We start from the raw sequence: 20,668 nt of genomic DNA, 5'->3' as shown, positions 1-20,668 counted from the left end.
GCCCCGGGGGTCACGACACGGTGCGATGTGCCTCGCGCTTACGCGCGGGGCTTCTCGCGCATCTCGTACGTCGCGATGACGTCGTCGATCTTGATGTCGTTGAAGGAACCGAGGTTGATACCGCCCTCGAAGCCTTCGCGGATCTCGGTGACGTCGTCCTTGAAGCGGCGCAGACCGGAGATGGTGAGGTTCTCGGCGATGACCTTGCCATCGCGCAGGAGCCGCGCCTTGGTGTTGCGCTTGACCTCGCCCGAGCGGACCAGGACACCGGCGATGTTGCCCAGCTTGGACGAGCGGAAGATCTCGCGGATCTCCGCCGTACCGAGCTCGACCTCTTCGTACTCCGGCTTGAGCAGACCCTTCAGGGCCGCCTCGATCTCCTCGATGGCCTGGTAGATCACCGAGTAGTACCGGACGTCGACGCCCTCGCGGTCCGCCATCTGCGCGGCACGGCCGGCCGCACGGACGTTGTAACCGATGACGATGGCGTCGGAGCCCATCGCCAGCGAGATGTCGGACTCGGTGACCGCACCCACACCGCGGTGCAGGACCCGGATGTCGACCTCTTCACCGACGTCGAGCTGGAGCAGTGAGGACTCGAGGGCCTCGACCGCACCGGACGCGTCGCCCTTGATGATGAGGTTGAGTTCCTGGACCAGACCGGCCTTGAGCACGGAGTCGAGGTCCTCGAGGGACACGCGACGGACGCGCTTGGCGAAGTTGGCGTTGCGCTCGCGCGCCGCCCGCTTCTCGGCGATCTGGCGGGCCGTGCGGTCCTCGTCGACGACGAGGAAGTTGTCGCCGGCGCCGGGGACGTTGGTGAGACCCAGGACCAGGACGGGGGTCGACGGACCCGCTTCCTCGACGTTGTTGCCCTTGTCGTCGAGCATGGCGCGCACGCGGCCGTAGGCGTCGCCCACGACCATCGTGTCGCCGACGCGGAGGGTACCGCGCTGGACGAGGACGGTGGCGACGGCACCGCGGCCGCGGTCGAGGTGGGACTCGATCGCGATGCCCTGAGCGTCCTGCTCGGGGTTGGCGCGCAGGTCGAGGGAGGCGTCGGCGGTGAGGACGACGGCCTCGAGCAGGGAGTCGATGTGCAGACCCTGCTTGGCGGAGATGTCGACGAACATCGTGTCGCCGCCGTACTCCTCGGCGACCAGACCGAACTCGGTGAGCTGACCGCGCACCTTGGTCGGGTCGGCACCCTCGACGTCGATCTTGTTGACCGCGACGACGATCGGGACGCCGGCGGCCTTGGCGTGGTTGAGCGCCTCGATCGTCTGCGGCATGACGCCGTCGTTGGCCGCGACCACGAGGATCGCGATGTCGGTCGACTTGGCACCACGGGCACGCATGGCGGTGAACGCCTCGTGACCGGGGGTGTCGATGAAGGTGATGCGACGCTCTTCGTCGTTGACCTCGGTGGAGACCTGGTACGCACCGATGTGCTGCGTGATGCCGCCGGCCTCGCCCGCGACGACGTTCGTCTTGCGGATGGCGTCGAGCAGTCGGGTCTTACCGTGGTCGACGTGACCCATGACGGTCACGACCGGCGGACGCGGGAGCAGGAACTCCTCGCCGCCCTCGTCCTCGCCGAACTCGATGTCGAAGCCCTCGAGGAGCTCGCGGTCCTCCTCCTCCGGGCTGACGATCTGAACGGTGTAGTTCATCTCGTCGGCGAGGAGCTGGAGGGTCTCGTCGGAGACGGACTGCGTGGCCGTGACCATCTCGCCGAGGTTCATCATCACGGCGACGAGCGACGCCGGGTTGGCGTTGATCTTCTCCGCGAAGTCGGTGAGGGAGGCACCGCGCGACAGGCGCACGGTCTCGCCGCCGCCGCGCGGCAGCATCACGCCGCCGACCGACGGGGCCTGCATGGCCTCGTACTCCTGGCGACGCTGGCGCTTGGACTTGCGGCCGCGACGGGCCGGACCGCCGGGACGGCCGAAGGCGCCCTGCGTGCCGCCACGGGCACCGGGACCGCCGGGACGGCCACCGAAGCCGGGACGACCGCCGCCACCGGCACCGGCCGGGCCGCCGCCGAAGCCGCCGCCACCCGGACGCGGGCCGCCGAAGCCGCCGCCCGCCGGGCGGGAGCCCGGACCGGCCGGACGGCCGGCGAAGCCGCCGCCGGGACGACCGGCGCCACCGCCGGGACGCGGGCCACCGGCACCGGGACCACGGCCACCGGGGCCGCCGCCGGGACGGGGACCGGGACCACCGGCAGCGGGACGCTGCGGCATCATGCCCGGGTTCGGACGGTTGCCGCCCGGAGCCGGACGCGGAGCGCCGCCCTGGGGACGGGGCATGCCGCCCGGGGTGGGACGGGCGCCGCCGGGACCCTGCGGACGCGGGGCGCCGCCGGGACCGGCCTGCGGACGCGGAGCACCCTGACCGCCGGCGCCGGGGGCACCGGGACGGGGAGCGCCGGCCGGACGGGGCGCCTGCGGGCGCGCCATGCCGGTCGAGCCGCCGGAGGTGAAGGGGTTGTTGCCCGGACGGGGACCGGCCGGACGGGCGCCGCCGGGACGCGGGGCCTGGGAGCCGCCGGCCGGGCGCTGGCCCTGGCCGCCGGGGGTGGAGCCGGCCGGACGCGGGGCGCCGGGACGGGCACCCTGGCCCGGGGCGGCCGGGCGCTGCTGCGCCGGACGCGGGCCGGGGGCCGCGGCGGGACGCGCCGGGGAGGCGGGAGCCGCCGGGGGCGCGGAGAACTCGGTCGCCACGGGAGCCGCCGGAGCGGGCTTCGGGGCGGGAGCCTTGGGACCGGGACGCGGGCCGGGGGCGGCCGGGGTCACCGGGGTGGCCGCGGGGGCCTCGGCGGCGGCGGGCTTGGGGGCCACCGGTGCGCCGGGCTTGGGGGCGGCGGGACGTGCCGCGGCGGCCGGGGAGGGCGCCGCGGGCTTGGCGGGCGCGGCCTTGCGGGGCGCGCCGGGCTTCGCAGCGGACTTGCCGGCGTTGCCGCCGGGCCCCTGCAGTGCGTCAGTCAACTTGCGTACAACCGGCGCCTCGATCGTCGAGGACGCCGAACGGACGAATTCACCGAGTTCTTGGAGCTTGGCCATGACGACCTTGCTCTCGACTCCGAACTCCTTGGCGAGTTCGTATACCCGGACCTTAGCCACTTCGCTCCTTTGAGGTCCGGGTTACGCCGGACCGTCGCTACTTCATGGGCGTACTCATCGCGTACTCATCGAGTGCTCATCGCAATCTCGACCTACTTCCAACTCGCGAGGTACCTGACCGCACGGGGTTTCCGTGCCGTACTACTTCTTACGGTGTCGCCTCGGCCTGTGCGGCCAGAGCCTTGCGCAGTTCCTCCGTGTCGAGCGTTCCGGCGGACCTGAGGGCCCGGGGGAACGCCCGGCGGCGGACCGCCTGGTCGAGGCAGACCACGGCGGGGTGCACGTAGGCACCCCGGCCGGGCAGCGTACCGCGAGGATCAGGGACGCATTCGTCCCCGATCGCCACGATCCGCAGCAGATCGCTCTTGGCCGCTCGCTCCCGGCACCCCACACAGGTGCGTTCGGGGCATGCGCGGGCTTGCGTCCGGCCAGACACGCCTAAGTCTACCTCCCCGTACCGACCTCACCCCTTCAGGCGAAAAATCGAACGGATGTCGTCGTGTTGTTCCCGTGCGCGGGGACTCCCCGAGCACCTGTCTACCCGCCGGGAACCTCCGGCGGGTAGCGGTTTATTCCCGGTCAGTCACGGGCGTCCGCGTCGGCGGGCGCCTCCGTGTCGGGCCGGATGTCGATGCGCCAGCCGGTGAGCCGGGCGGCCAGGCGGGCGTTCTGGCCCTCCTTGCCGATCGCCAGCGACAGCTGGTAGTCGGGCACGGTCACCCGGGCGGACCGGGTGTCCCAGTCGACGACCTCGACCTTGCTCACCCGGGCGGGTGAGAGGGCGTTCGCCACCATCTCCGCCGGGTCGTCCGACCAGTCGACGATGTCGATCTTCTCACCGTGCAGCTCGGCCATCACGTTGCGCACGCGGGCGCCCATCGGGCCGATGCAGGCGCCCTTCGGGTTGAGGCCCGAGCGGGTGGACCGGACGGCGATCTTGGTGCGGTGGCCGGCCTCGCGGGCGATCGCGGAGATCTCGACGCTGCCGTCGGCGATCTCCGGGACCTCCAGCGCGAAGAGCTTCTTCACGAGGTTGGGGTGGGTCCGCGACAGGGTCACGGACGGACCGCGGACACCCTTCGCCACCCGCACGACGTACGCCTTGAGGCGGAGACCGTGCGTGTACTCCTCGCCCGGCACCTGCTCCTGCACCGGCAGGATGGCCTCCAGCTTGCCGATGTCGACGAGGACGTTCTTGGGGTCCTTGCCCTGCTGGACCACGCCGGTGATGACGTCGCCCTCGCGGCCGGCGAACTCGCCGAAGGTCAGGTCGTCCTCGGCGTCGCGCAGACGCTGGAGGATCACCTGCTTGGCGGTCGTCGCGGCGATCCGCCCGAAGTCCGACGGGGTGTCGTCGAACTCCTTGGGCTCCTGTCCCTCTTCGAGGTCCCTCGGGTCCTCCGTCGCCCACACGACCACGTGACCGTTGGTGCGGTCGAGCACGACACGGGCGCGCCGGAAGCTGCCCTCGGTGCGGTGGTACGCGATGAGGAGGGCCGACTCGATCGCCTCGACGAGCAGGTCGAAGGAGATCTCCTTCTCCCGGACCAGACCCCGCAGGGCACTCATGTCGATGTCCACGGCTACGCCTCCTCTTCCTTCTTGTCCTTGCGGCTGAACTCGATCTCGACTCGCGCCTTGGCGATGTCGGTGAAAGCGATACGACGGGCGGTCGCCTTGCGGCCCTTCACACCCGGGATTTCGAGGTCCATGCCCTCGTCGTCGACGCCGAGGATGCGGGCGACCAGTTCGCCGGCATCCTTTCCACCTTCGGCGGACAGCTGGAACTTCACGAGGCGGCCGGTCGCCCGAACGTAGTGACGGTGCTCGCTGAGCGGGCGGTCGGCGCCCGGGGAACTGACTTCGAGGTTGTACTCGTCCTCGCCCATCACGTCGGACTCGTCGAGCCGGTCGGAGATCTCACGGCTCAGCTCGGCGCATTCGTCCAGGTCGACACCCTCATCGGAATCCACGATGACGCGCAGCATCCGGCGCTTGCCCGCCTTGGAGAGCTCGATGTCCTCGAGGTCCAGGCCCTTGGCGGCGACGAGTGGCTCCAGCAGTCCGCGCAGCCTGTCGCTCTGGGTGGTGCTCATCCGGGTGACTCCTCGGCCGCGTGTGCTGTTGTGGTTTCCGTCGTGTCAGGTCAAAGGGTATCCGGTCGTGGAGGGTGTTGCCGTCCGCGCTGCGGGCGGGACCCCCGGGTACCGTGATCACACCTGCCCCGCCGTCACCCCCCGAGGACGCCGCCGTGCCCTGGACCACGCCCTTGAGGCCCTCGCCCTCACGAAGAAGCCTGCTCGCCGGAGCAGCCGGTGCGGCCGGGGCCGTGCTGCTCACCGGGTGCACCGGTGGCGGTGACGCCGCCGGCGCCGACGGCGGGATTCCGCTCGAACGGCGGATGCGGGAGGGCGCCGTCCGTGACAGCGAGCGACTGCTGGAACGTTACGACGCCACCGCGGCCGCCCATCCCGGGCTCGCCGGGCGGCTCGCGCCGCTGCGCGCCGCCGTCGCGGCGCACACCGCGGCCCTGGCCTTCTCGGACCCGGCGGCCCGCGAGCCCGCCGCCCGGCCGGGTCCGCCCTCCGCCGCCGCGTCGGGGGTCGCCGCGCCGGCTCCCGGTGCGCCCGCCGCGGGCGGCGAACCGATTCCGCAGCAGCCGGCCGAGGCCCTGAGCGCGCTCGCGGACGCCGAGCGGAGCCTGTCCGAGGCCCGGACCATCGCCCTGGCCGGCGCCCCGGGGGAACTGGCCCGGATGCTCGCCTCGGTGGCGGCCTGCGGGGCCGTCCACGCCTACCTGCTGACCTCCGCCCCGGGAGCCGCCTCGTGAAGCCCTCGTCCTCCCCCTCCCCCGCCGGCGGGGCCCTGCCCGCCGCCCAGGCCGCGCTGGCCGCCGAGCACGCGGCGGCGTACGGGTACGGGGTGATCGGGGCGCGGATCGCGCCCGCCCGCGCGACCGAGGCCCGGGAGGCGTACGCCGGCCACCTGGCCCGCCGCGACCGGCTGACCCGGACCGTGCGGGAGCTGGGCGGCGCGCCGCGGCCCGCCGAGGCCGCGTACGCCCTGCCCTTCGAGCTGCGCACCCCGGCCGACACCGAGCGGCTGGCCGCCGTGATCGAGGACCGGGTGGCGGGCGCGTACTCGGACCTGGTGCGGTCGGCGGACGGCCAGTTGCGCCGTGAGGCGGCTGACGCGCTGAGCGCCGCGGCCGTGCGCGCGGCGCGCTGGCGCGGTGTCGGCGTAGCCTTCCCTGGGCTCACGGAACGCTCGTAGGGGGCCCGTACCGGCTGAAAGGGACCACGCACGCATGGCTTTCGAACCGCCGCAGCGGCTCGTACGGGCGCTCGGCGAGCTGCCGCCGACCGAGCGGGACACGGAGTGGCTGGAGCGCGTGCCCGAGCTGGCCGAGGAGGCGCTGAAGCGGCGGGACGTGACGGCGCAGCGGGTCCAGGCCCCGGGCGGACGCAGCAGTGTGGTGCTTCTGGTCCGCTACCCGGACGGCACCCCTGCCGTCCTGAAGCTGGCGCCGCCGGGGGCCGCTCCCGGCCGGGAGCTGGCGGCGCTCGCCCACTGGGGCGGCTTCGGGGCCGTACGGGTCCTCGACTCGCGCCACCACGAGGAGGACGGGGCGCTGCTGCTGGAGCGGCTGCACCCGGACGTGTCGCTGCGTTCGCTGCCGGAGGCCAAGGCCCTGCTGGAGGCCTGCGGTACGCTGCGCCGGCTGTGGGTGGCACCGCCGCAGGGCCATCCGTTCGAGACGGTGGCCGAGCGCACCGCCGTCCAGTGCGCGCTGCTGCGGTCGGCGCCGCCGGAGGTGCGGACCCTGGCGGACACGGCGCTGGAGCTGCGGGAGGAGCTGACCGGGGCGCCCGGCGAGGAGCTGCTGCTGCACGGGAACTTCCGGCAGGGAAAGGTGCTGGCCGGTGAGCGCGCGCCGTGGCTGACGGTGGGCCCCGACCCGTTGGTCGGCGAGCGGGCCTATGACCTGGCCCGGCTGGTCCGGGACCGGCTGGAGGACCAGGTCGCCGCCTCGGCGGGGGCGGCCGGGGCGCGGCGGCGGGTGAACAAGCTCGCCGACTCGCTGGAGGTGGACCGGGAGCGGCTGCGGGGCTGGACGGTGTTCCGGGCCGTGGAGTCGGGCTGCCGGGCGCTGGCGGCGGGACGGCGGCGGGACGCGGAACTGCTGCTGGAGTTCGCGGCCTGGTTGTAGGGCGGATCGCGGGGCATACCGTGAATAGGTAGGTATGTCCTGTACGTCCCGTCCGGCGGGGGGCCGCCATGGTCGAGGAACTGCTGACAGCGGGAATCGCCGCCGCCACCGGCGCCGCGGTCTACCTGGGCGCGGCCGCCCGGGTGGTGAAGCAGTACGAGCGGGGCGTGGTCTTCCGCTTCGGCCGGCTGCGCGAGGGCGTCCGGCCCCCCGGGTTCACCGTGATCGTTCCGGGCGTGGACCGGCTGCGGAAGGTGAACCTGCAGATCGTGACGCTGCCGGTGCCGGCCCAGGAGGGCATCACGCGGGACAACGTCACGGTGCGGGTGGACGCGGTCGTGTACTTCAAGGTCATCGATCCCGCGAGCGCGATCATCGCGGTGGAGGACTACCGGTTCGCCGTGTCCCAGATGGCGCAGACCTCGCTGCGGTCGATCATCGGCAAGAGCGATCTGGACGACCTGCTGTCGAACCGCGAGAAGCTCAACCAGGGGCTGGAGCTGATGATCGACAGCCCGGCGATGGGGTGGGGCGTGCAGATCGACCGGGTGGAGATCAAGGACGTGTCGCTGCCGGAGACGATGAAGCGCTCGATGGCCCGGCAGGCGGAGGCCGACCGGGAGCGGCGGGCGCGGGTCATCAACGCGGACGCGGAGCTCCAGGCCTCGCACAAGCTGGCGGAGGCGGCGGCGGTGATGTCCGACCAGCCGGCCGCGCTCCAGCTGAGGCTGCTCCAGACCGTGATCGCGGTGGCGGCGGAGAAGAACTCCACCCTGGTCCTCCCCTTCCCGGTGGAGCTGCTGCGCTTCCTGGAACGCGCGGCCCCCGTCCCTCCAGGGGCCCCCGTTCCCGGGGCCCCCGTTCCCGGGGCTGCCGCCCCTTCCGGCGCTTCCGCCCCTCCCGCGGCCCGGGACCCCGCCGGGCCCGCCGTCCCGCCGTCGCGGGCCACGCCCCCCGAACCGCCGGCGGCTTCCTGACGGGCCCGGCCGCGGGTCAGGTCAGGCGGGAGAGCGCCTCGGTGAGGGGCAGTTCCTCGCGGGTGCCGCAGGCGCGGTCCTGGAGTTCGACGACGCCCTCGGCGGAGCGCCTGCCCGCCACCAGGATCCACGGCACGCCGATCAGCTCCGCGTCGGTCAGCTTGACCCCGGGCGACAGCCCCGGACGGTCGTCCAGGAGGACCCGCCGCCCCGCCGCGGCCAGCGCCTCCGCCGCCTCCTCGGCCAGCGCGAGCGGCCCCGCCTTGCCGGCCGCCACCACGTGGACGTCGGCCGGCGCCACCGAGGCGGGCCAGCGCAGGCCCCGCTCGTCGGCCGTCTGCTCGGCCAGCGCGGCCACCGCCCGGGACACGCCGATGCCGTAGGAGCCCATCGTCACCCGGACCGGCTTGCCCTCCTTGCCGAGGACGTCCAGCCCGAAGGCGTCGGCGTACTTGCGGCCCAGCTGGAAGATGTGCCCGATCTCGATGGCCCGGTCCAGCTTCAGCCCCGCCCCGCAGGACGGGCAGGGGTCGCCGGGCTCGACGACGACCACGTCCAGGTAGCGGTCCACCTCGAAGTCCCGGCCGCAGACCACGTTGAGGGCGTGGGTGCCCGGCTTGTTGGCCCCCGTCACCCAGGCCGTGCCGGGTGCGACGCGGGGGTCGGCGACGTAGCGCACCCCGCTCAGGCCCTGCGGGCCGACGTAGCCGCGCACCAGGTCGGGCCGGTCCGCGAAGTCTTCCGCCGTCACCAGCTCCACCACCGCCGGGGCCAGGTGCTCGCCCAGCTTGCCGAGGTCCACCTCGCGGTCCCCCGGCACGCCGACGGCGGTGATCTCGCCGTCCACCTTGACCAGGAGGTTCTTCAGGGTCGCGGAGGCGGGCACGCCGAGGTGCGCGGCCAGGGTCTCGATGGTGGGGGTGTCGGGGGTGGGGACCTCCTCCAGCGGGGCGTGGTCCGCGCCGGCGGGGGCGGGCGCCGGGACGAAGGTGACCGCCTCCGTGTTCGCCGCGTAGTCGCAGGAGGGGCAGTCCACGAACGTGTCCTCGCCCGCGCCGGCCGGCGCCAGGAACTCCTCCGACGCCGAGCCGCCCATCGCCCCCGACACCGCCGCCACGATCCGGTGGTCCAGGCCGAGGCGCTCGAAGATGCGTACGTAGGCCTCGCGGTGGAGCCGGTAGGACTCCTCCAGGCCCTCCTGGGACACGTCGAAGGAGTACGAGTCCTTCATCTGGAACTCGCGGCCGCGCAGGACGCCGGACCGCGGCCGGGCCTCGTCCCGGTATTTGGTCTGGATCTGGTACAGCATGACCGGCAGGTCCTTGTAGGACGTGCACTGGTCCTTCACCACGAGCGTGAAGATCTCCTCGTGGGTGGGGCCGAGGAGGTAGTCGGCGCCCTTGCGGTCCCTGAGCCGGAACAGCTGGTCCCCGTACTCCGACCAGCGGCCGCTGACCTCGTACGGCTCCTTCGGCAGCAGCGCCGGCAGCAGCACCTCCTGCGCGCCGATCGCGTCCATCTCCTCGCGGACGACGCGCGCCACGTTGTCCAGGACCTTCTTGCCGAGCGGCAGCCAGGTCCACACCCCGGCGGAGCTGCGCCGGACGTAGCCGGCCCGGACCAGGAGGCGGTGGCTGAGGGTCTCGGCGTCGGCCGGGTCCTCGCGGAGGGTCCTGGCCATGAGCCGGGACATGCGCTGCACGTGGTGAGTGGACATGGCGGGAGGCTACCGGGGGCGGCCCGGAGCCCGGAAACGGTTTCAGCGCGCCCGCGGGGGCCTCAGGAGGGGCAGCGGGGCGCCCATGACGGCGTACGGCAGGCTCGCGCTCGGGAAGTGGACCCTGCGGGCCAGGTCCCGGTAGCCGAGGGCGGCGTAGAGCCCGCGGGCCGGGCTGTCGGTGTCGATGGCGGAGAGGATCGAGCGGGGCTCGGCGGCGCCGTCGGTGATCCGGGTGATGAGGGCGCGGCCGACGCCGCGGCCCTGGAAGCCGGGGTGGACGTGCAGTTCCGTGATGACGAAGGAGTCGTCGAGCCAGGAGTCGCTGCCGCCCGCCCGCAGGTAGGGCTCGACGATCGTGGACCACCAGTGGCCGCGGTCGTTGGGCATGCCGTACACGAAGCCGGCCAGCGCCCCGTCGTCGGTGAACGCGCCGAGGGCGCGGGCCCCGGGGCAGGTCATGTGGCGCTGGACGATGTAGCGGCGGATGCCGACCTCTTCCTCGCTGAGCCCGAAGGCGACGGCCTGGACGCGCAGGGCTTCGTCCACCCGGCCGGCCAGGTCGAGGTGTCCGATGCGGAGTCCGGCGGGCCGTGCGGGGTCGTCGCCCGGGGAAGTAGGCAGCATGCGGCGACCTTACTTCGGGGTAGGGCGCCGCGGTACGGCTTCCGGGACGAAACCGGCCGCCCATGCCGCGGTCAGAACAGGACGCTCATGAACGCGCCGACCTCCCGGAAGCCGACGCGGCGGTAGGCGGCGCGGGCGGCGGTGTTGAAGTCGTTGACGTAGAGGCTGACCAGGGGCGCCACGTCGCGCAGCGCGTACGCGACGACCGCTGCCATGCCGGTCTCGGAGTGCCCCCGGCCGCGGAACTCCGGGGCCACCCACACGCCCTGGATCTGGCAGGCGGCGGCGGTGGCGGCGCCGATCTCGGCCTTGAAGACGACCTTGCCGTTCTCGACGCGGGCGAAGGAACGGCCGCTGCCGACGAGTTCGGCGACGCGGGCCTGGTAGAGCAGGCCGCCGTCGCCGGCCAGGGGCGAGATGCCGACCTCCTCGGTGAACATGGCCACGCAGGCGGGCATGATCAGGTCCATCTCGTCCTTGCGGATCCGGCGGACCATGGGGTCGGGGGCGATCTCGGCGGACGGCCGATCGGTGACCATGAGCGGCTGGTGGGCGCGGACGTCGCGGGCCGGTCCCCAGCTGGGTTCCAGGAGCTGCCACAGCAGCCGGGTGGGCTCGGCGGGGCCGACGATGGAGGAGCAGCGGCGGCCGGTGCGGCGGGCCCGGTCGGCGAAGGCGCGTACGGCGTCGGGTCCGGCGCAGACGGGGACGAGGTTGGCTCCCGCGTAGCACAGGGAGCGCAGCTCGCCGTCGGCGTACCAGCCCCACATCTCGCCGCCCAGGCGCCACGGATCGAGCCCGGCGACCTGGACCCGTGAGGTGACGAAGGCGTTCTCGACGGGCTCGCGTCCGAGGATGCCGAGCGCGGCGTCGAGATCACTGGGTTCCAGGACCCTGGTCGTGGTCTGCGTCAACACCGGTGCCTCACCATGCAGGTCTGCTGATCTCCGCACTGTACCCGCCGCGACCTGCGCCCGCCCGGCCGCGCAGGTCACGAAAGGGCCCGGCCCCGTCCGCGAGCTGCGGGAACGGGGCCGGGCCCTTTCGTGACGGTGCGGGTCAGACGCCGATGGCGACGCTCGGCTCGCCGGAGGTGACGCCGTCCTTCTCCATCTGCTCGGCGATCTTCAGCGCCTCTTCGATCAGGGTCTCCACGATCTTGGACTCGGGCACGGTCTTGATGACCTCGCCCTTGACGAAGATCTGGCCCTTGCCGTTGCCGGAGGCGACGCCGAGGTCGGCCTCGCGGGCCTCGCCGGGGCCGTTGACGACGCAGCCCATGACGGCGACGCGCAGCGGGACGGTCATGCCCTCCAGGCCCGCCGTGACCTCCTCGGCCAGCTTGTAGACGTCGACCTGGGCGCGGCCGCAGGAGGGGCAGGAGACGATCTCCAGGCGGCGCGGCTTGAGGTTCAGCGACTCCAGGATCTGGTTGCCGACCTTGACCTCCTCGACCGGCGGCGCGGAGAGGGAGACGCGGATGGTGTCGCCGATGCCCTCGGAGAGCAGCGCGCCGAAGGCGACGGCGGACTTGATGGTGCCCTGGAAGGCGGGGCCGGCCTCGGTCACGCCGAGGTGCAGCGGGTAGTCGCACTGGGCGGCGAGCTGGCGGTAGGCGTTGACCATGACGACCGGGTCGTTGTGCTTGACCGAGATCTTGATGTCGCCGAAGCCGTGCTCCTCGAAGAGGGAGGCCTCCCACAGCGCGGACTCGACGAGCGCCTCGGGGGTGGCCTTGCCGTACTTCTTCAGCAGGCGGGCGTCGAGGGAGCCGGCGTTGACGCCGATGCGGATCGGCGTGCCCGCCTCCTTGGCGGCGTACGCGATCTCCTTGACCTTGTCGTCGAACTGCTTGATGTTGCCCGGGTTGACGCGGACGGCGGCGCAGCCGGCGTCGATCGCCGCGAAGACGTACTTGGGCTGGAAGTGGATGTCGGCGATGACCGGGATCTGCGACTTCTTCGCGATGACGGCCAGCGCGTCGGCGTCGTCCTGCGTCGGGCAGGCGACGCGGACGATCTGGCAGCCGGACGCGGTCAGCTCGGCGATCTGCTGGAGCGTGGCACCGATGTCGGAGGTGCGGGTCGTCGTCATCGACTGCACCGAGATCGGCGCGTCGCCGCCGACGGCCACGGAACCGACCTGGATCTTGCGGCTGACCCGGCGGTCGGCAAGCTTCGTCGGCACGGACGGCATTCCGAGAGAGATGGCGGTCATCTGCTGTGCAACCCCAAGGTGTGGATCGAGGTCCCGAGATCGGCGGGCTCCAGCCTTCGAGGTTACGCCAAGCGGCGCGCGCCCCGTGCATCCGAGGGGCCGCGCCACCCGAACGTAGGGAGCCGGGCACGATGCGTGCCCGGCTCCGGCGGCCGCCGTCGGGCGGGGCCGTACCGCTAGGTGATCTTGATGGGGTTGACCACGTCCGCGACGAGCACCAGCAGGGTGAAGGCGACGAAGACGCCGGCGACCACGTACGCGGCGGGCATCAGCTTCGCCACGTCGAAGGGGCCGGGGTCGGCGCGCCGGAAGACCTTCGCGACGGTGCGGCGCAGGGACTCCCACAGGGCGCCGGCGATGTGCCCGCCGTCCAGGGGCAGCAGGGGCAGCATGTTGAACAGGAAGAGCGAGAGGTTGAACATGCCCAGCACGTTGAGCAGGATCGACATCCTCTGCTCGCTGGGCAGGTCCAGCGCGGCGATGTCCCCGCTGATCCGGGCCGCTCCGACGATGCCCATCGGGGAGTCGGCCTCGCGCTCGCCGCCGCTGAAGGCCGCGTTCCACAGGGCGGGGATCTTGGCGGGGAGCTTGAGCAGGCCCTGGACGCTGCTGTCGACGACCTCGGCCATGTGGTCGACGGACTCGCCGAAGGACAGGGCGGCGATCTCGTTCTTCGGGCTGAAGCCGAGCCAGCCGGCGGTGATGTACTCGCCCTTGACGTAGCCACCGTGGCCGTCGGTCTTGGCGACCTGGTTCGCGATCAGGGTGACGGGGACGCTGAGCTGCTGCCCGTCGCGCACGACGGTGACGGTGGCGGGGCCGACGGTGTCGCGGATCCGCTTCTGGAGGGCGGCCCAGTCGGCCACCTTCTTGCCGTTGAAGGCGACGATGCGGTCGTCCGCCCGCAGTCCGGCCTTCTTCGCCGGGGCCACCGGGTCGCCCTCCTTGCAGACGTCGCGCTTCTCGCTCTGCTGGATGACGCAGGGCGAGACGGTCGCGATCTGGGTGGTCGTCCGGTTGACGCCGAAGGTCATCCAGACGCCGAAGAAGATCGCGAGGGCGAGCACCAGGTTCATGAAGGGGCCCGCGAACATCACGATCACGCGCTTCCACGGCTTGCGCGTGTAGAAGAGCCGGCTCTCGTCGCCGGGCCGCAGCTCCTCGTAGGCCGCCGAGCGGGCGTCCTCGATCATCGACCGGAACGGCGAGGTGGAGCGGGCGGTGACCTTGCCGTCCTCGCCGGGCGGGAACATCCCGATCATGCGGATGTAGCCGCCCATGGGGATGGCCTTGATCCCGTACTCGGTCTCGCCCTTCTGGCGGGACCAGACGGTCCTGCCGAAGCCGACCATGTACTGCGGCACGCGGATGCCGAAGAGCTTGGCCGTGGAGAGGTGGCCGAGCTCGTGCCAGGCGATGGAGAACAGCAGCCCGATCACGAAGACGAGGATGCCGATCACCGTGAGCAGTACCGTCATGCGCCCGCCTCCACGGCGGCGCGCGCCGCCATCTCCCGTGCCCGGGCCCTGGCCCAGGTCTCCGCTTCGAGGACGTCCGCCACCGTCAGGGAAGTTCCCGCGGCGGGCGATCCGTGCTCGTCGACCACTGCGCAGACGGTATCCATGATTGCTGTGAACGGCAGCCGACCGGCCAGGAAGGCGTCCACGCACTCCTCGTTCGCCGCATTGAAGACGGCGGGGGCGGTGCCGCCCAGGGAGCCGACGTGCCGGGCGAGGCCGACCGCCGGGAAGGCCTCCGTGTCCAGCGGGAAGAACTCCCAGGTGGAGGCCTTGGTCCAGTCGAAGGAGCGGGAGGCGTCCGGCACCCGCTGGGGCCAGCCGAGGCCGATCGCGATCGGGCCGCGCATGTCCGGCGGGGTGGCCTGGGCGAGGGTGGAGCCGTCCGTGAACTCGACCATGGAGTGCACGTAGGACTGGGGGTGGACCACGACCTCGATGCGGTCGAAGGGGATGTCGTAGAGCAGGTGCGCCTCGATGACCTCCAGCCCCTTGTTGACCAGGGTCGCCGAGTTCACGGTGATGACCGGGCCCATGGCCCAGGTGGGGTGCGCGAGGGCGTCCTGGACGGTCACCGAGGCCAGCTCCGCGCGGGTGCGGCCGCGGAAGGGACCGCCGGAGGCGGTCACCACGAGCTTGCGGACATCGGCGCGGGTGCCGGCGGCGAGCGCCTGGAACAGGGCCGCGTGCTCGGAGTCCACGGGGATGATCTGGCCGGGGGCGGCGAGGGCCTTGACCAGCGGGCCGCCGACGATCAGCGACTCCTTGTTGGCCAGGGCGAGGGTGCGGCCCGCGCGCAGTGCCGCGAGGGTGGGCGCGAGGCCGATGGAGCCGGTGATGCCGTTGAGGACGGTGTGGCAGGGCGAGGCGGCGAGTTCGGTCGCCGCGTCGGGCCCGGCCAGGATCTCGGGCAGCGGCTCGGATGCGCCGTACTGCTCGCCCAGCGCCTCCTTCAGGGCCGGTACGGCGTCCTCGCGGGCGACGGCCACGGCCTGGACCCGCAGCTTCCGTGCCTGCTCGGCCAGCAGCCCGACGCGCCCGCCCGCGGCGGACAGCGCGGTGACCCGGAACCGGTCCGGGTGGCGCAGGGCGAGGTCGATGGCCTGGGTACCGATGGAGCCGGTCGACCCGAGGATCACGATGTCCCGGCGGCCGGCCGCGGCGTCGAAGAGGAGGTGCGGATCGGCGAGGGGGGCTGGACTGTCGCTCATGCCCCCCATTGTTGCCGCAACTCACGGACGCTTGGACACGGAGTCCCCGTCCGTGACGCGCGCCAGGAGTTCGGGCAGGGTGCCGGCGAAGTCGGGGAGCGCCCGGGCGGCCCGCCACCACGCCCCGGCGTCGTTCCCGAGGGCCGCGTCGAAGAGCCGGTCGGCCTCCGCGCGGGCGGCGAGCACGGCGGCCGGGCGGTCGTGGCGGTCGGGGTGGCCCGTCTCCCCGAGCCACTGGTCCTCGTCGAGCGCCCAGCAGGCGGGGACCTTGTGCCGGACCACGTCGGCGCCGGTGAGCAGGCCCCGGTCCAGGCAGTCGCGGACCCAGCGGACGTCCTCGGCGGCCGTCTCCATCGGCACGGCCAGGCTGACCAGGGCCAGTTCGCGTTCCCACGCGCCGGCCGGCTCGGCGGGGGCCGGGTCCGGGGCGAGGTGGCGGACGGCGCGGGCCAGCGCCGGGTCGTGGCGTACGTCGCCGGGCGCGGCCGGGGCCCCCGCGGCCAGCGCGGCCGCCAGTTCGGGCAGGGTGCCGCGGAAGGCGGGGGCCCGGCGGCCCAGTTCGGCCCACAGCCGGGGGTCGTCGCCGAGGGCGGGGCGCAGGGCGCGGTGCACGGCCGACTGCATCTCGGCCTGTTCGGGCAGGCTCCAGCGCAGCCCGTGGGCGACGGGGAGGTGGCCGAGCAGCAGGGTGCGGGGCGCGGGGGCCACGTACGCGACGAGTTCGTCGCAGGTCAGCAGCCCCATCCGGACGGCGCGGACGGCGGGCCGGTACCAGTGGCGGCCGTACGGGTCCCCCGTGCGCGCGTCGAGCAGCGCCCGGCACGCCCGCCGGGGCAGTCCGCCCGCCAGCAGCAGCGCCTCGACCGCGCCGGCCGGAAGCGGGGCGCGGGCGTGGGCGCGCAGCAGCGGTTCGGGGTCGTGGAGGTCGAGCAGGTGCGGCATGCGGAGCAGGGTGAGCGGGATCCGGGGGCGGCGGCCGTGCCGGCGCAGCAGGCGGATCAGCTCGTCGGGGGCGAGGGGGCCGGGGCCGGTCTCGGCGAGCAGTTCGGGCGAGGGCCCCGGCCGGGCGGCGTACCGCGCGGGCCCGGGCAGGCCGGGCAGCGGGCGGCCGACGACGTGCGGATTGCGGGCGATGTAGTGCCGGTCGGTGTCGGTGCCGTGGCGCAGCAGCAGGGTGACGGCGGCGGCGGGCAGCCACTGGTCGCGGCACAGGTACGTGCGGGTGGGCCCGTCGAGCCGGTCGACCAGGTCGGCCACCACGGCGTGCGGTGCGTGGCGCAGCAGGTGCGCCACGCACCAGGCCAGCCGTCGGCGGGCCCGGTCCTCCTCGGCCGTCGCCATCGTCCTCGCCCGCCTCGCGCTCGTGCCGGTACCGGTGCTGCTGCCCGTACGCCCGTACTCGTACATCCGTCCGGTCTGCTGCCGATGATGGCAGGTCAGCGCAGGGGACGGTGAACGTTTTCCCGGGTGGAGGGGCCGGGGGCGGCGTCCGCGATCCACGGGCCGTCGCCGGAGGGGTCGAGGACGCCCTCCTCCAGCCAGGTGTAGGCGCCGCCGAGGACCCCTTCGACGACCTTGCGGTCGAGCTCGTCGGTGTTGGACCACAGGCGGCCGAAGAGCTCCTCGACGCGCAGCCGGGACTGGCGGCAGAAGGCGTCGGCGAGCTGGTAGGCCTCGCGGCCGTGGTCGCCGCTCTCGCGCAGGTGCTCGGCGCGCACGCAGGCGGCGCTCATCGCGAAGAGTTCGGCGCCGATGTCGACGATCCGGCCGAGGAAGCCCTGTTTGGTCTCCATGCGGCCCTGCCAGCGGGACATCGCGTAGAAGGTGGAGCGGGCCAGTCTGCGGGCGCCGCGTTCGACGTAACGCAGGTGGGTGGCGAGGTCGGGGTGGCCGGCCGGGTGGAATTCCCGGTAGGTGCCGGGCACCTGGCCGGGGCCGGTGGCCAGCTTGGGCAGCCAGCGGGCGTAGAAGCCGGCGGCGCGGGCGCCGGCCTTCGCCTTGTCCCCGAGGGCCTTCTCCGGGTCGATGAGGTCCCCGGCGACGGACAGGTGGGCGTCGACGGCCTCGCGGGCGATCAGCAGGTGCATGATCTCGGTGGAGCCCTCGAAGATCCGGTTGATCCGCAGGTCGCGCAGGAGCTGTTCGGCGGGCACGGCGCGTTCGCCGCGGGCGGCGAGGGACTCGGCCGTCTCGAAGCCGCGGCCGCCGCGGATCTGGACCAGTTCGTCGGCCATCAGGCAGGCCATCTCGGAGCCGTAGAGCTTGGCGAGGGCGGCCTCGATGCGGATGTCGTTGCGGTCCTCGTCGGCCATCTGGGAGGCGAGGTCCACCACCGCCTCCAGGGCGAAGGTGGTGGCGGCGATGAAGGAGATCTTCGCCCCGACGGCCTCGTGCCGGGCGACGGGGCGGCCCCACTGCTCGCGCACGCCGGACCATTCCCGGGCGATCTTCAGGCACCACTTGCCGGCGCCGACGCACATGGCGGGCAGGGAGAGCCGGCCGGTGTTGAGGGTGGTCAGCGCGATCTTGAGGCCGGCTCCCTCGGCGCCGATCCGCTGGGCAGCGGGCACCCGGACGCGGTGGAAGCGGGTGACGCCGTTCTCCAGGCCGCGCAGGCCCATGAAGGCGTTGCGGTGCTCGACGGTGATGCCCGGCGAGTCGGCCTCCACGACGAAGGCGGTGATGCCGCCGCGGTGGTTCTCGCTCCGGGGGACGCGGGCCATGACCACGAGCAGGTCGGCGACCACCCCGTTGGTGGTCCAGAGCTTCACCCCGTCGAGGACGTAGGTGTCGTCGTCCTCCGGGTCGGGAACGGCGGTGGTGGCCAGCCGTGCCGGGTCGGAGCCCACGTCCGGCTCGGTGAGCAGGAACGCGCTGATCGCGGAGGTGGCGCAGCGCGGCAGGTAGGCGTCCTTCTGTTCCTTCGTGCCGAACATCTTCAGGGGCTGCGGCACGCCGATCGACTGGTGCGCGGAGAGCAGGGCGCCGATGGCAGGGCTGACCGAGCCGACGAGGGCGAGCGCCTTGTTGTAGTAGACCTGGGTGAGGCCGAGGCCGCCGTACTCGGTGCCGATCTTCATGCCGAGCGCGCCGAGTTCCTTGAGCCCGCGCACCGTCTCGTCGGGGATCCGCGCCTCCCGCTCGATGCGCCGCCCGTCGATCTCGTTCTCGCAGAAGTCCCGCAGCCGGGCCAGGAAGGCCTCGCCGCGCCGGACGTCCTCGTCGGCGGGCGACGGGTGGGGGTGGATCAGGTCGAGCCGGAAGCGGCCGAGGAAGAGCTCCTTGGCGAAGCTGGGTTTGCGCCAGTCCTGCTCGCGGGCCGCTTCCGCGACCTGCCTCGCCTCGCGCTCGGTCACCTTGGGCTGTACGGGCCGTGTTGCCGACATCCGGGTACTCACCTCGCCGCATCGGGGGGCCTACCGATCGGTGCTACCTGTCAGTCGTACCCGCTCCGGGGGCCGGGGAAAATACGGGCGCCTGCAAAAGGGGGATCCCCGCCCCGGAGGGCGGGGAGGAAAAGGGGGACGGCCGGAGCCCCCGCACAGTAGGCTCCGGCCGTCGGTCTGGGACCGTACGAGTCGGTCAGATGTCGAGGCCCGTGAGGACCAGGACGCGCTCGTAGGTGTAGTCGTCCATCGCGTAGCGGACGCCCTCGCGGCCCACGCCGGACTGCTTGACGCCGCCGTACGGCATCTGGTCGGCGCGGTAGGAGGGGGCGTCGCCGATGATCACGCCGCCGACCTCGAGCTCGCGGTGCGCGCGGAAGGCGACCTGGACGTCGCGGGTGAAGACGCCGGTCTGCAGGCCGAACTTCGAGTCGTTGACGGCGGCGAAGGCCTCGTCGGTGTTCTCGACCCTGGTCAGGGTCAGGACCGGGCCGAAGACCTCCTCGGTGGCGAGCTTCACGCCGGCCGGGACGTCCGCGAGGACGGTCGGCTCGACCGTGGCGCCGTCGCGCTTGCCGCCCGTGAGCAGCTTGGCGCCGGCGGAGACGGCCTCGTCCACCCAGGACTCGACGCGCTTGGCGGCGTCCTCGGAGACGAGCGGGCCGACGTCGGTGGCGTCGTCGGAGGGGTCGCCGGTGACCTGGGCCCGGACCTTCTCGACGACCTTCTCGACGAGGCGGTCGTAGACGGAGGCGTCGGCGATCACGCGCTGCACGGAGATGCAGGACTGGCCGGCCTGGTAGTTCGAGAAGGTCGCGATGCGGGTCGCGGCCCAGTCGAGGTCGGCCTCGGAGGACCAGTCGGCGAGGACGACGGCCGCGGCGTTGCCGCCCAGCTCCAGGGTGCAGTGCTTGTGGGGCACCGACTGCTGGATGGCGTAGCCGACGGTGTCGGAGCCGGTGAAGGAGATGACCGGGAGGCGGTCGTCCTTGACCAGGGCCGGCATCTTGTCGTTGGCGACGGGCAGCACGGACCAGGAGCCGGCCGGCAGGTCGGTCTCGGCGAGCAGCTCGCCGAGGATCAGGCCGGAGAGCGGGGTGGCCGGGGCCGGCTTCAGGATGATCGGCGCGCCGACGGCGATGGCGGGGGCCACCTTGTGGGCGCACAGGTTCAGCGGGAAGTTGAACGGCGCGATGCCGAGGACCGGGCCCTTGACGAAGCGGCGGGTCAGGGCCAGGCGGCCGACGCCGCCGGCGTCGGTGTCCAGGCGCTGGGCCTCTCCGCCGTTGAAGCGGCGGGCCTCTTCGGCTGCGAAACGGAACACGGACACCGCACGGCCGACCTCACCGCGGGCCCACTTGACGGGCTTGCCGTTCTCGGCGGAGATCAGCTGGGCGATCTCCTCGGTGCGCTCCGCGAGCCGCTTGGACACGTGGTCCAGGGCGGCGGCGCGTACGTGGGCGGGGGTCGCGGAGAACTCCGCCGTCACGGCGTACGCCGCGGCCACGGCCTCTTCGACCTGGGCGTCGGTGGGCACGCTGACCGTGCCGACCAGGCGTCCGTCCCACGGGTTGTGGACGTCGAAGCTGTCCTGGCCGGTGGCCTGGCGGCCGGCGAGCCAGAAGGCGTGGGTGGAAGTCATGCGAATCCCGGCCCTTCGGAGTGTGCGGTGGGTCGTTGT

17 protein-coding genes are annotated in these 20,668 nt (G+C 73.1%); 4 read left to right on the top strand and 13 right to left on the bottom strand.

Annotated elements, in window-relative coordinates; translation table 11 throughout:
• Nucleotides 1–38: 38 nt before the first annotated feature.
• From infB to rimP, 4 genes are all read right to left on the bottom strand, one after another.
• The gene (infB, locus tag ACZ514_RS09745) at nucleotides 39–3,125 is read right to left on the bottom strand and encodes a translation initiation factor IF-2 (RefSeq protein WP_468695565.1); all 3,087 of its coding nucleotides are present in this window, start codon (nucleotides 3,123–3,125) and stop codon (nucleotides 39–41) included.
• Nucleotides 3,126–3,273: 148 nt separating this feature from the next.
• The gene (locus ACZ514_RS09740; RefSeq protein WP_468166765.1) at nucleotides 3,274–3,561 is read right to left on the bottom strand and encodes a YlxR family protein; all 288 of its coding nucleotides are present in this window, start codon (nucleotides 3,559–3,561) and stop codon (nucleotides 3,274–3,276) included.
• Nucleotides 3,562–3,704: 143 nt separating this feature from the next.
• Nucleotides 3,705–4,706: a transcription termination factor NusA gene (gene nusA, locus ACZ514_RS09735; protein WP_468166763.1), complete on the bottom strand. Its 1,002-nt coding sequence runs from the start codon at nucleotides 4,704–4,706 to the stop codon at nucleotides 3,705–3,707.
• Between the two features lie 2 nt (nucleotides 4,707–4,708).
• Nucleotides 4,709–5,221, bottom strand: coding sequence for a ribosome maturation factor RimP (rimP, locus tag ACZ514_RS09730; RefSeq protein ID WP_468166761.1), 513 nt, complete (start codon nucleotides 5,219–5,221; stop codon nucleotides 4,709–4,711).
• A gap of 233 nt (nucleotides 5,222–5,454) precedes the next feature.
• Between rimP and ACZ514_RS09725 the strand changes: the two genes are divergently transcribed.
• The 4 genes from ACZ514_RS09725 to ACZ514_RS09710 all read left to right on the top strand — a co-directional run bounded on the left by ACZ514_RS09725 (nucleotide 5,455) and on the right by ACZ514_RS09710 (nucleotide 8,312).
• Nucleotides 5,455–5,955, top strand: coding sequence for a hypothetical protein (locus tag ACZ514_RS09725; protein WP_469124463.1), 501 nt, complete (start codon nucleotides 5,455–5,457; stop codon nucleotides 5,953–5,955).
• Entirely contained in the window at nucleotides 5,952–6,398 is a 447-nt protein-coding gene (locus tag ACZ514_RS09720) for a ferritin-like domain-containing protein (protein WP_468166756.1), read from the top strand. The genes ACZ514_RS09725 and ACZ514_RS09720 overlap by 4 nt, the downstream gene beginning before the upstream one ends.
• Before the next feature lie 34 nt (nucleotides 6,399–6,432).
• Nucleotides 6,433–7,335 carry an aminoglycoside phosphotransferase family protein gene (locus ACZ514_RS09715; RefSeq protein ID WP_469124462.1) on the top strand — a complete coding sequence of 301 codons (903 nt, stop codon included), beginning with the start codon at nucleotides 6,433–6,435 and terminating at the stop codon, nucleotides 7,333–7,335.
• 68 nt (nucleotides 7,336–7,403) lie between these two features.
• On the top strand, nucleotides 7,404–8,312 hold the full coding sequence (locus tag ACZ514_RS09710; protein ID WP_469124461.1) for a slipin family protein: 909 nt from the start codon (nucleotides 7,404–7,406) through the stop codon (nucleotides 8,310–8,312).
• A gap of 16 nt (nucleotides 8,313–8,328) precedes the next feature.
• Here the strand turns inward: ACZ514_RS09710 and ACZ514_RS09705 are convergent, their stop codons facing one another.
• The 9 genes from ACZ514_RS09705 to ACZ514_RS09665 form a co-directional block, all read right to left on the bottom strand.
• On the bottom strand, nucleotides 8,329–10,029 hold the full coding sequence (locus ACZ514_RS09705) for a proline--tRNA ligase (protein WP_468166750.1): 1,701 nt from the start codon (nucleotides 10,027–10,029) through the stop codon (nucleotides 8,329–8,331).
• A gap of 42 nt (nucleotides 10,030–10,071) precedes the next feature.
• The gene (locus ACZ514_RS09700; protein WP_469124460.1) at nucleotides 10,072–10,656 is read right to left on the bottom strand and encodes a GNAT family N-acetyltransferase; all 585 of its coding nucleotides are present in this window, start codon (nucleotides 10,654–10,656) and stop codon (nucleotides 10,072–10,074) included.
• A 71-nt stretch (nucleotides 10,657–10,727) separates the two neighbouring features.
• On the bottom strand, nucleotides 10,728–11,570 hold the full coding sequence (locus ACZ514_RS09695) for a GNAT family N-acetyltransferase (protein ID WP_468166746.1): 843 nt from the start codon (nucleotides 11,568–11,570) through the stop codon (nucleotides 10,728–10,730).
• A gap of 145 nt (nucleotides 11,571–11,715) precedes the next feature.
• A complete protein-coding gene (gene ispG, locus ACZ514_RS09690; RefSeq protein ID WP_388941890.1) occupies nucleotides 11,716–12,873 on the bottom strand; it encodes a flavodoxin-dependent (E)-4-hydroxy-3-methylbut-2-enyl-diphosphate synthase in 1,158 nt (385 codons plus the stop codon).
• 176 nt (nucleotides 12,874–13,049) lie between these two features.
• A complete protein-coding gene (locus tag ACZ514_RS09685) occupies nucleotides 13,050–14,351 on the bottom strand; it encodes a M50 family metallopeptidase (protein WP_469124459.1) in 1,302 nt (433 codons plus the stop codon).
• A complete protein-coding gene (dxr, locus tag ACZ514_RS09680; RefSeq protein ID WP_469124458.1) occupies nucleotides 14,348–15,610 on the bottom strand; it encodes a 1-deoxy-D-xylulose-5-phosphate reductoisomerase in 1,263 nt (420 codons plus the stop codon). Before dxr ends, ACZ514_RS09685 begins: the two co-directional genes overlap by 4 nt.
• A gap of 12 nt (nucleotides 15,611–15,622) precedes the next feature.
• Nucleotides 15,623–17,008 (bottom strand): hypothetical protein, encoded by a 1,386-nt coding sequence (locus ACZ514_RS09675; RefSeq protein WP_468166740.1) that lies wholly within the window; start codon nucleotides 17,006–17,008, stop codon nucleotides 15,623–15,625.
• Nucleotides 17,009–17,037: 29 nt separating this feature from the next.
• The gene (locus ACZ514_RS09670) at nucleotides 17,038–18,987 is read right to left on the bottom strand and encodes an acyl-CoA dehydrogenase family protein (protein WP_468166738.1); all 1,950 of its coding nucleotides are present in this window, start codon (nucleotides 18,985–18,987) and stop codon (nucleotides 17,038–17,040) included.
• Nucleotides 18,988–19,183: 196 nt separating this feature from the next.
• Nucleotides 19,184–20,629 carry an aldehyde dehydrogenase family protein gene (locus tag ACZ514_RS09665; RefSeq protein ID WP_469124457.1) on the bottom strand — a complete coding sequence of 482 codons (1,446 nt, stop codon included), beginning with the start codon at nucleotides 20,627–20,629 and terminating at the stop codon, nucleotides 19,184–19,186.
• Nucleotides 20,630–20,668 lie beyond the last annotated feature (39 nt).

The organism is Streptomyces sp. NPDC034086, from assembly GCF_055575515.1.
The sequence above is the reverse complement of the archived record's forward strand: the minus strand, read 5'-3'. Positions and strand labels throughout refer to the sequence as shown.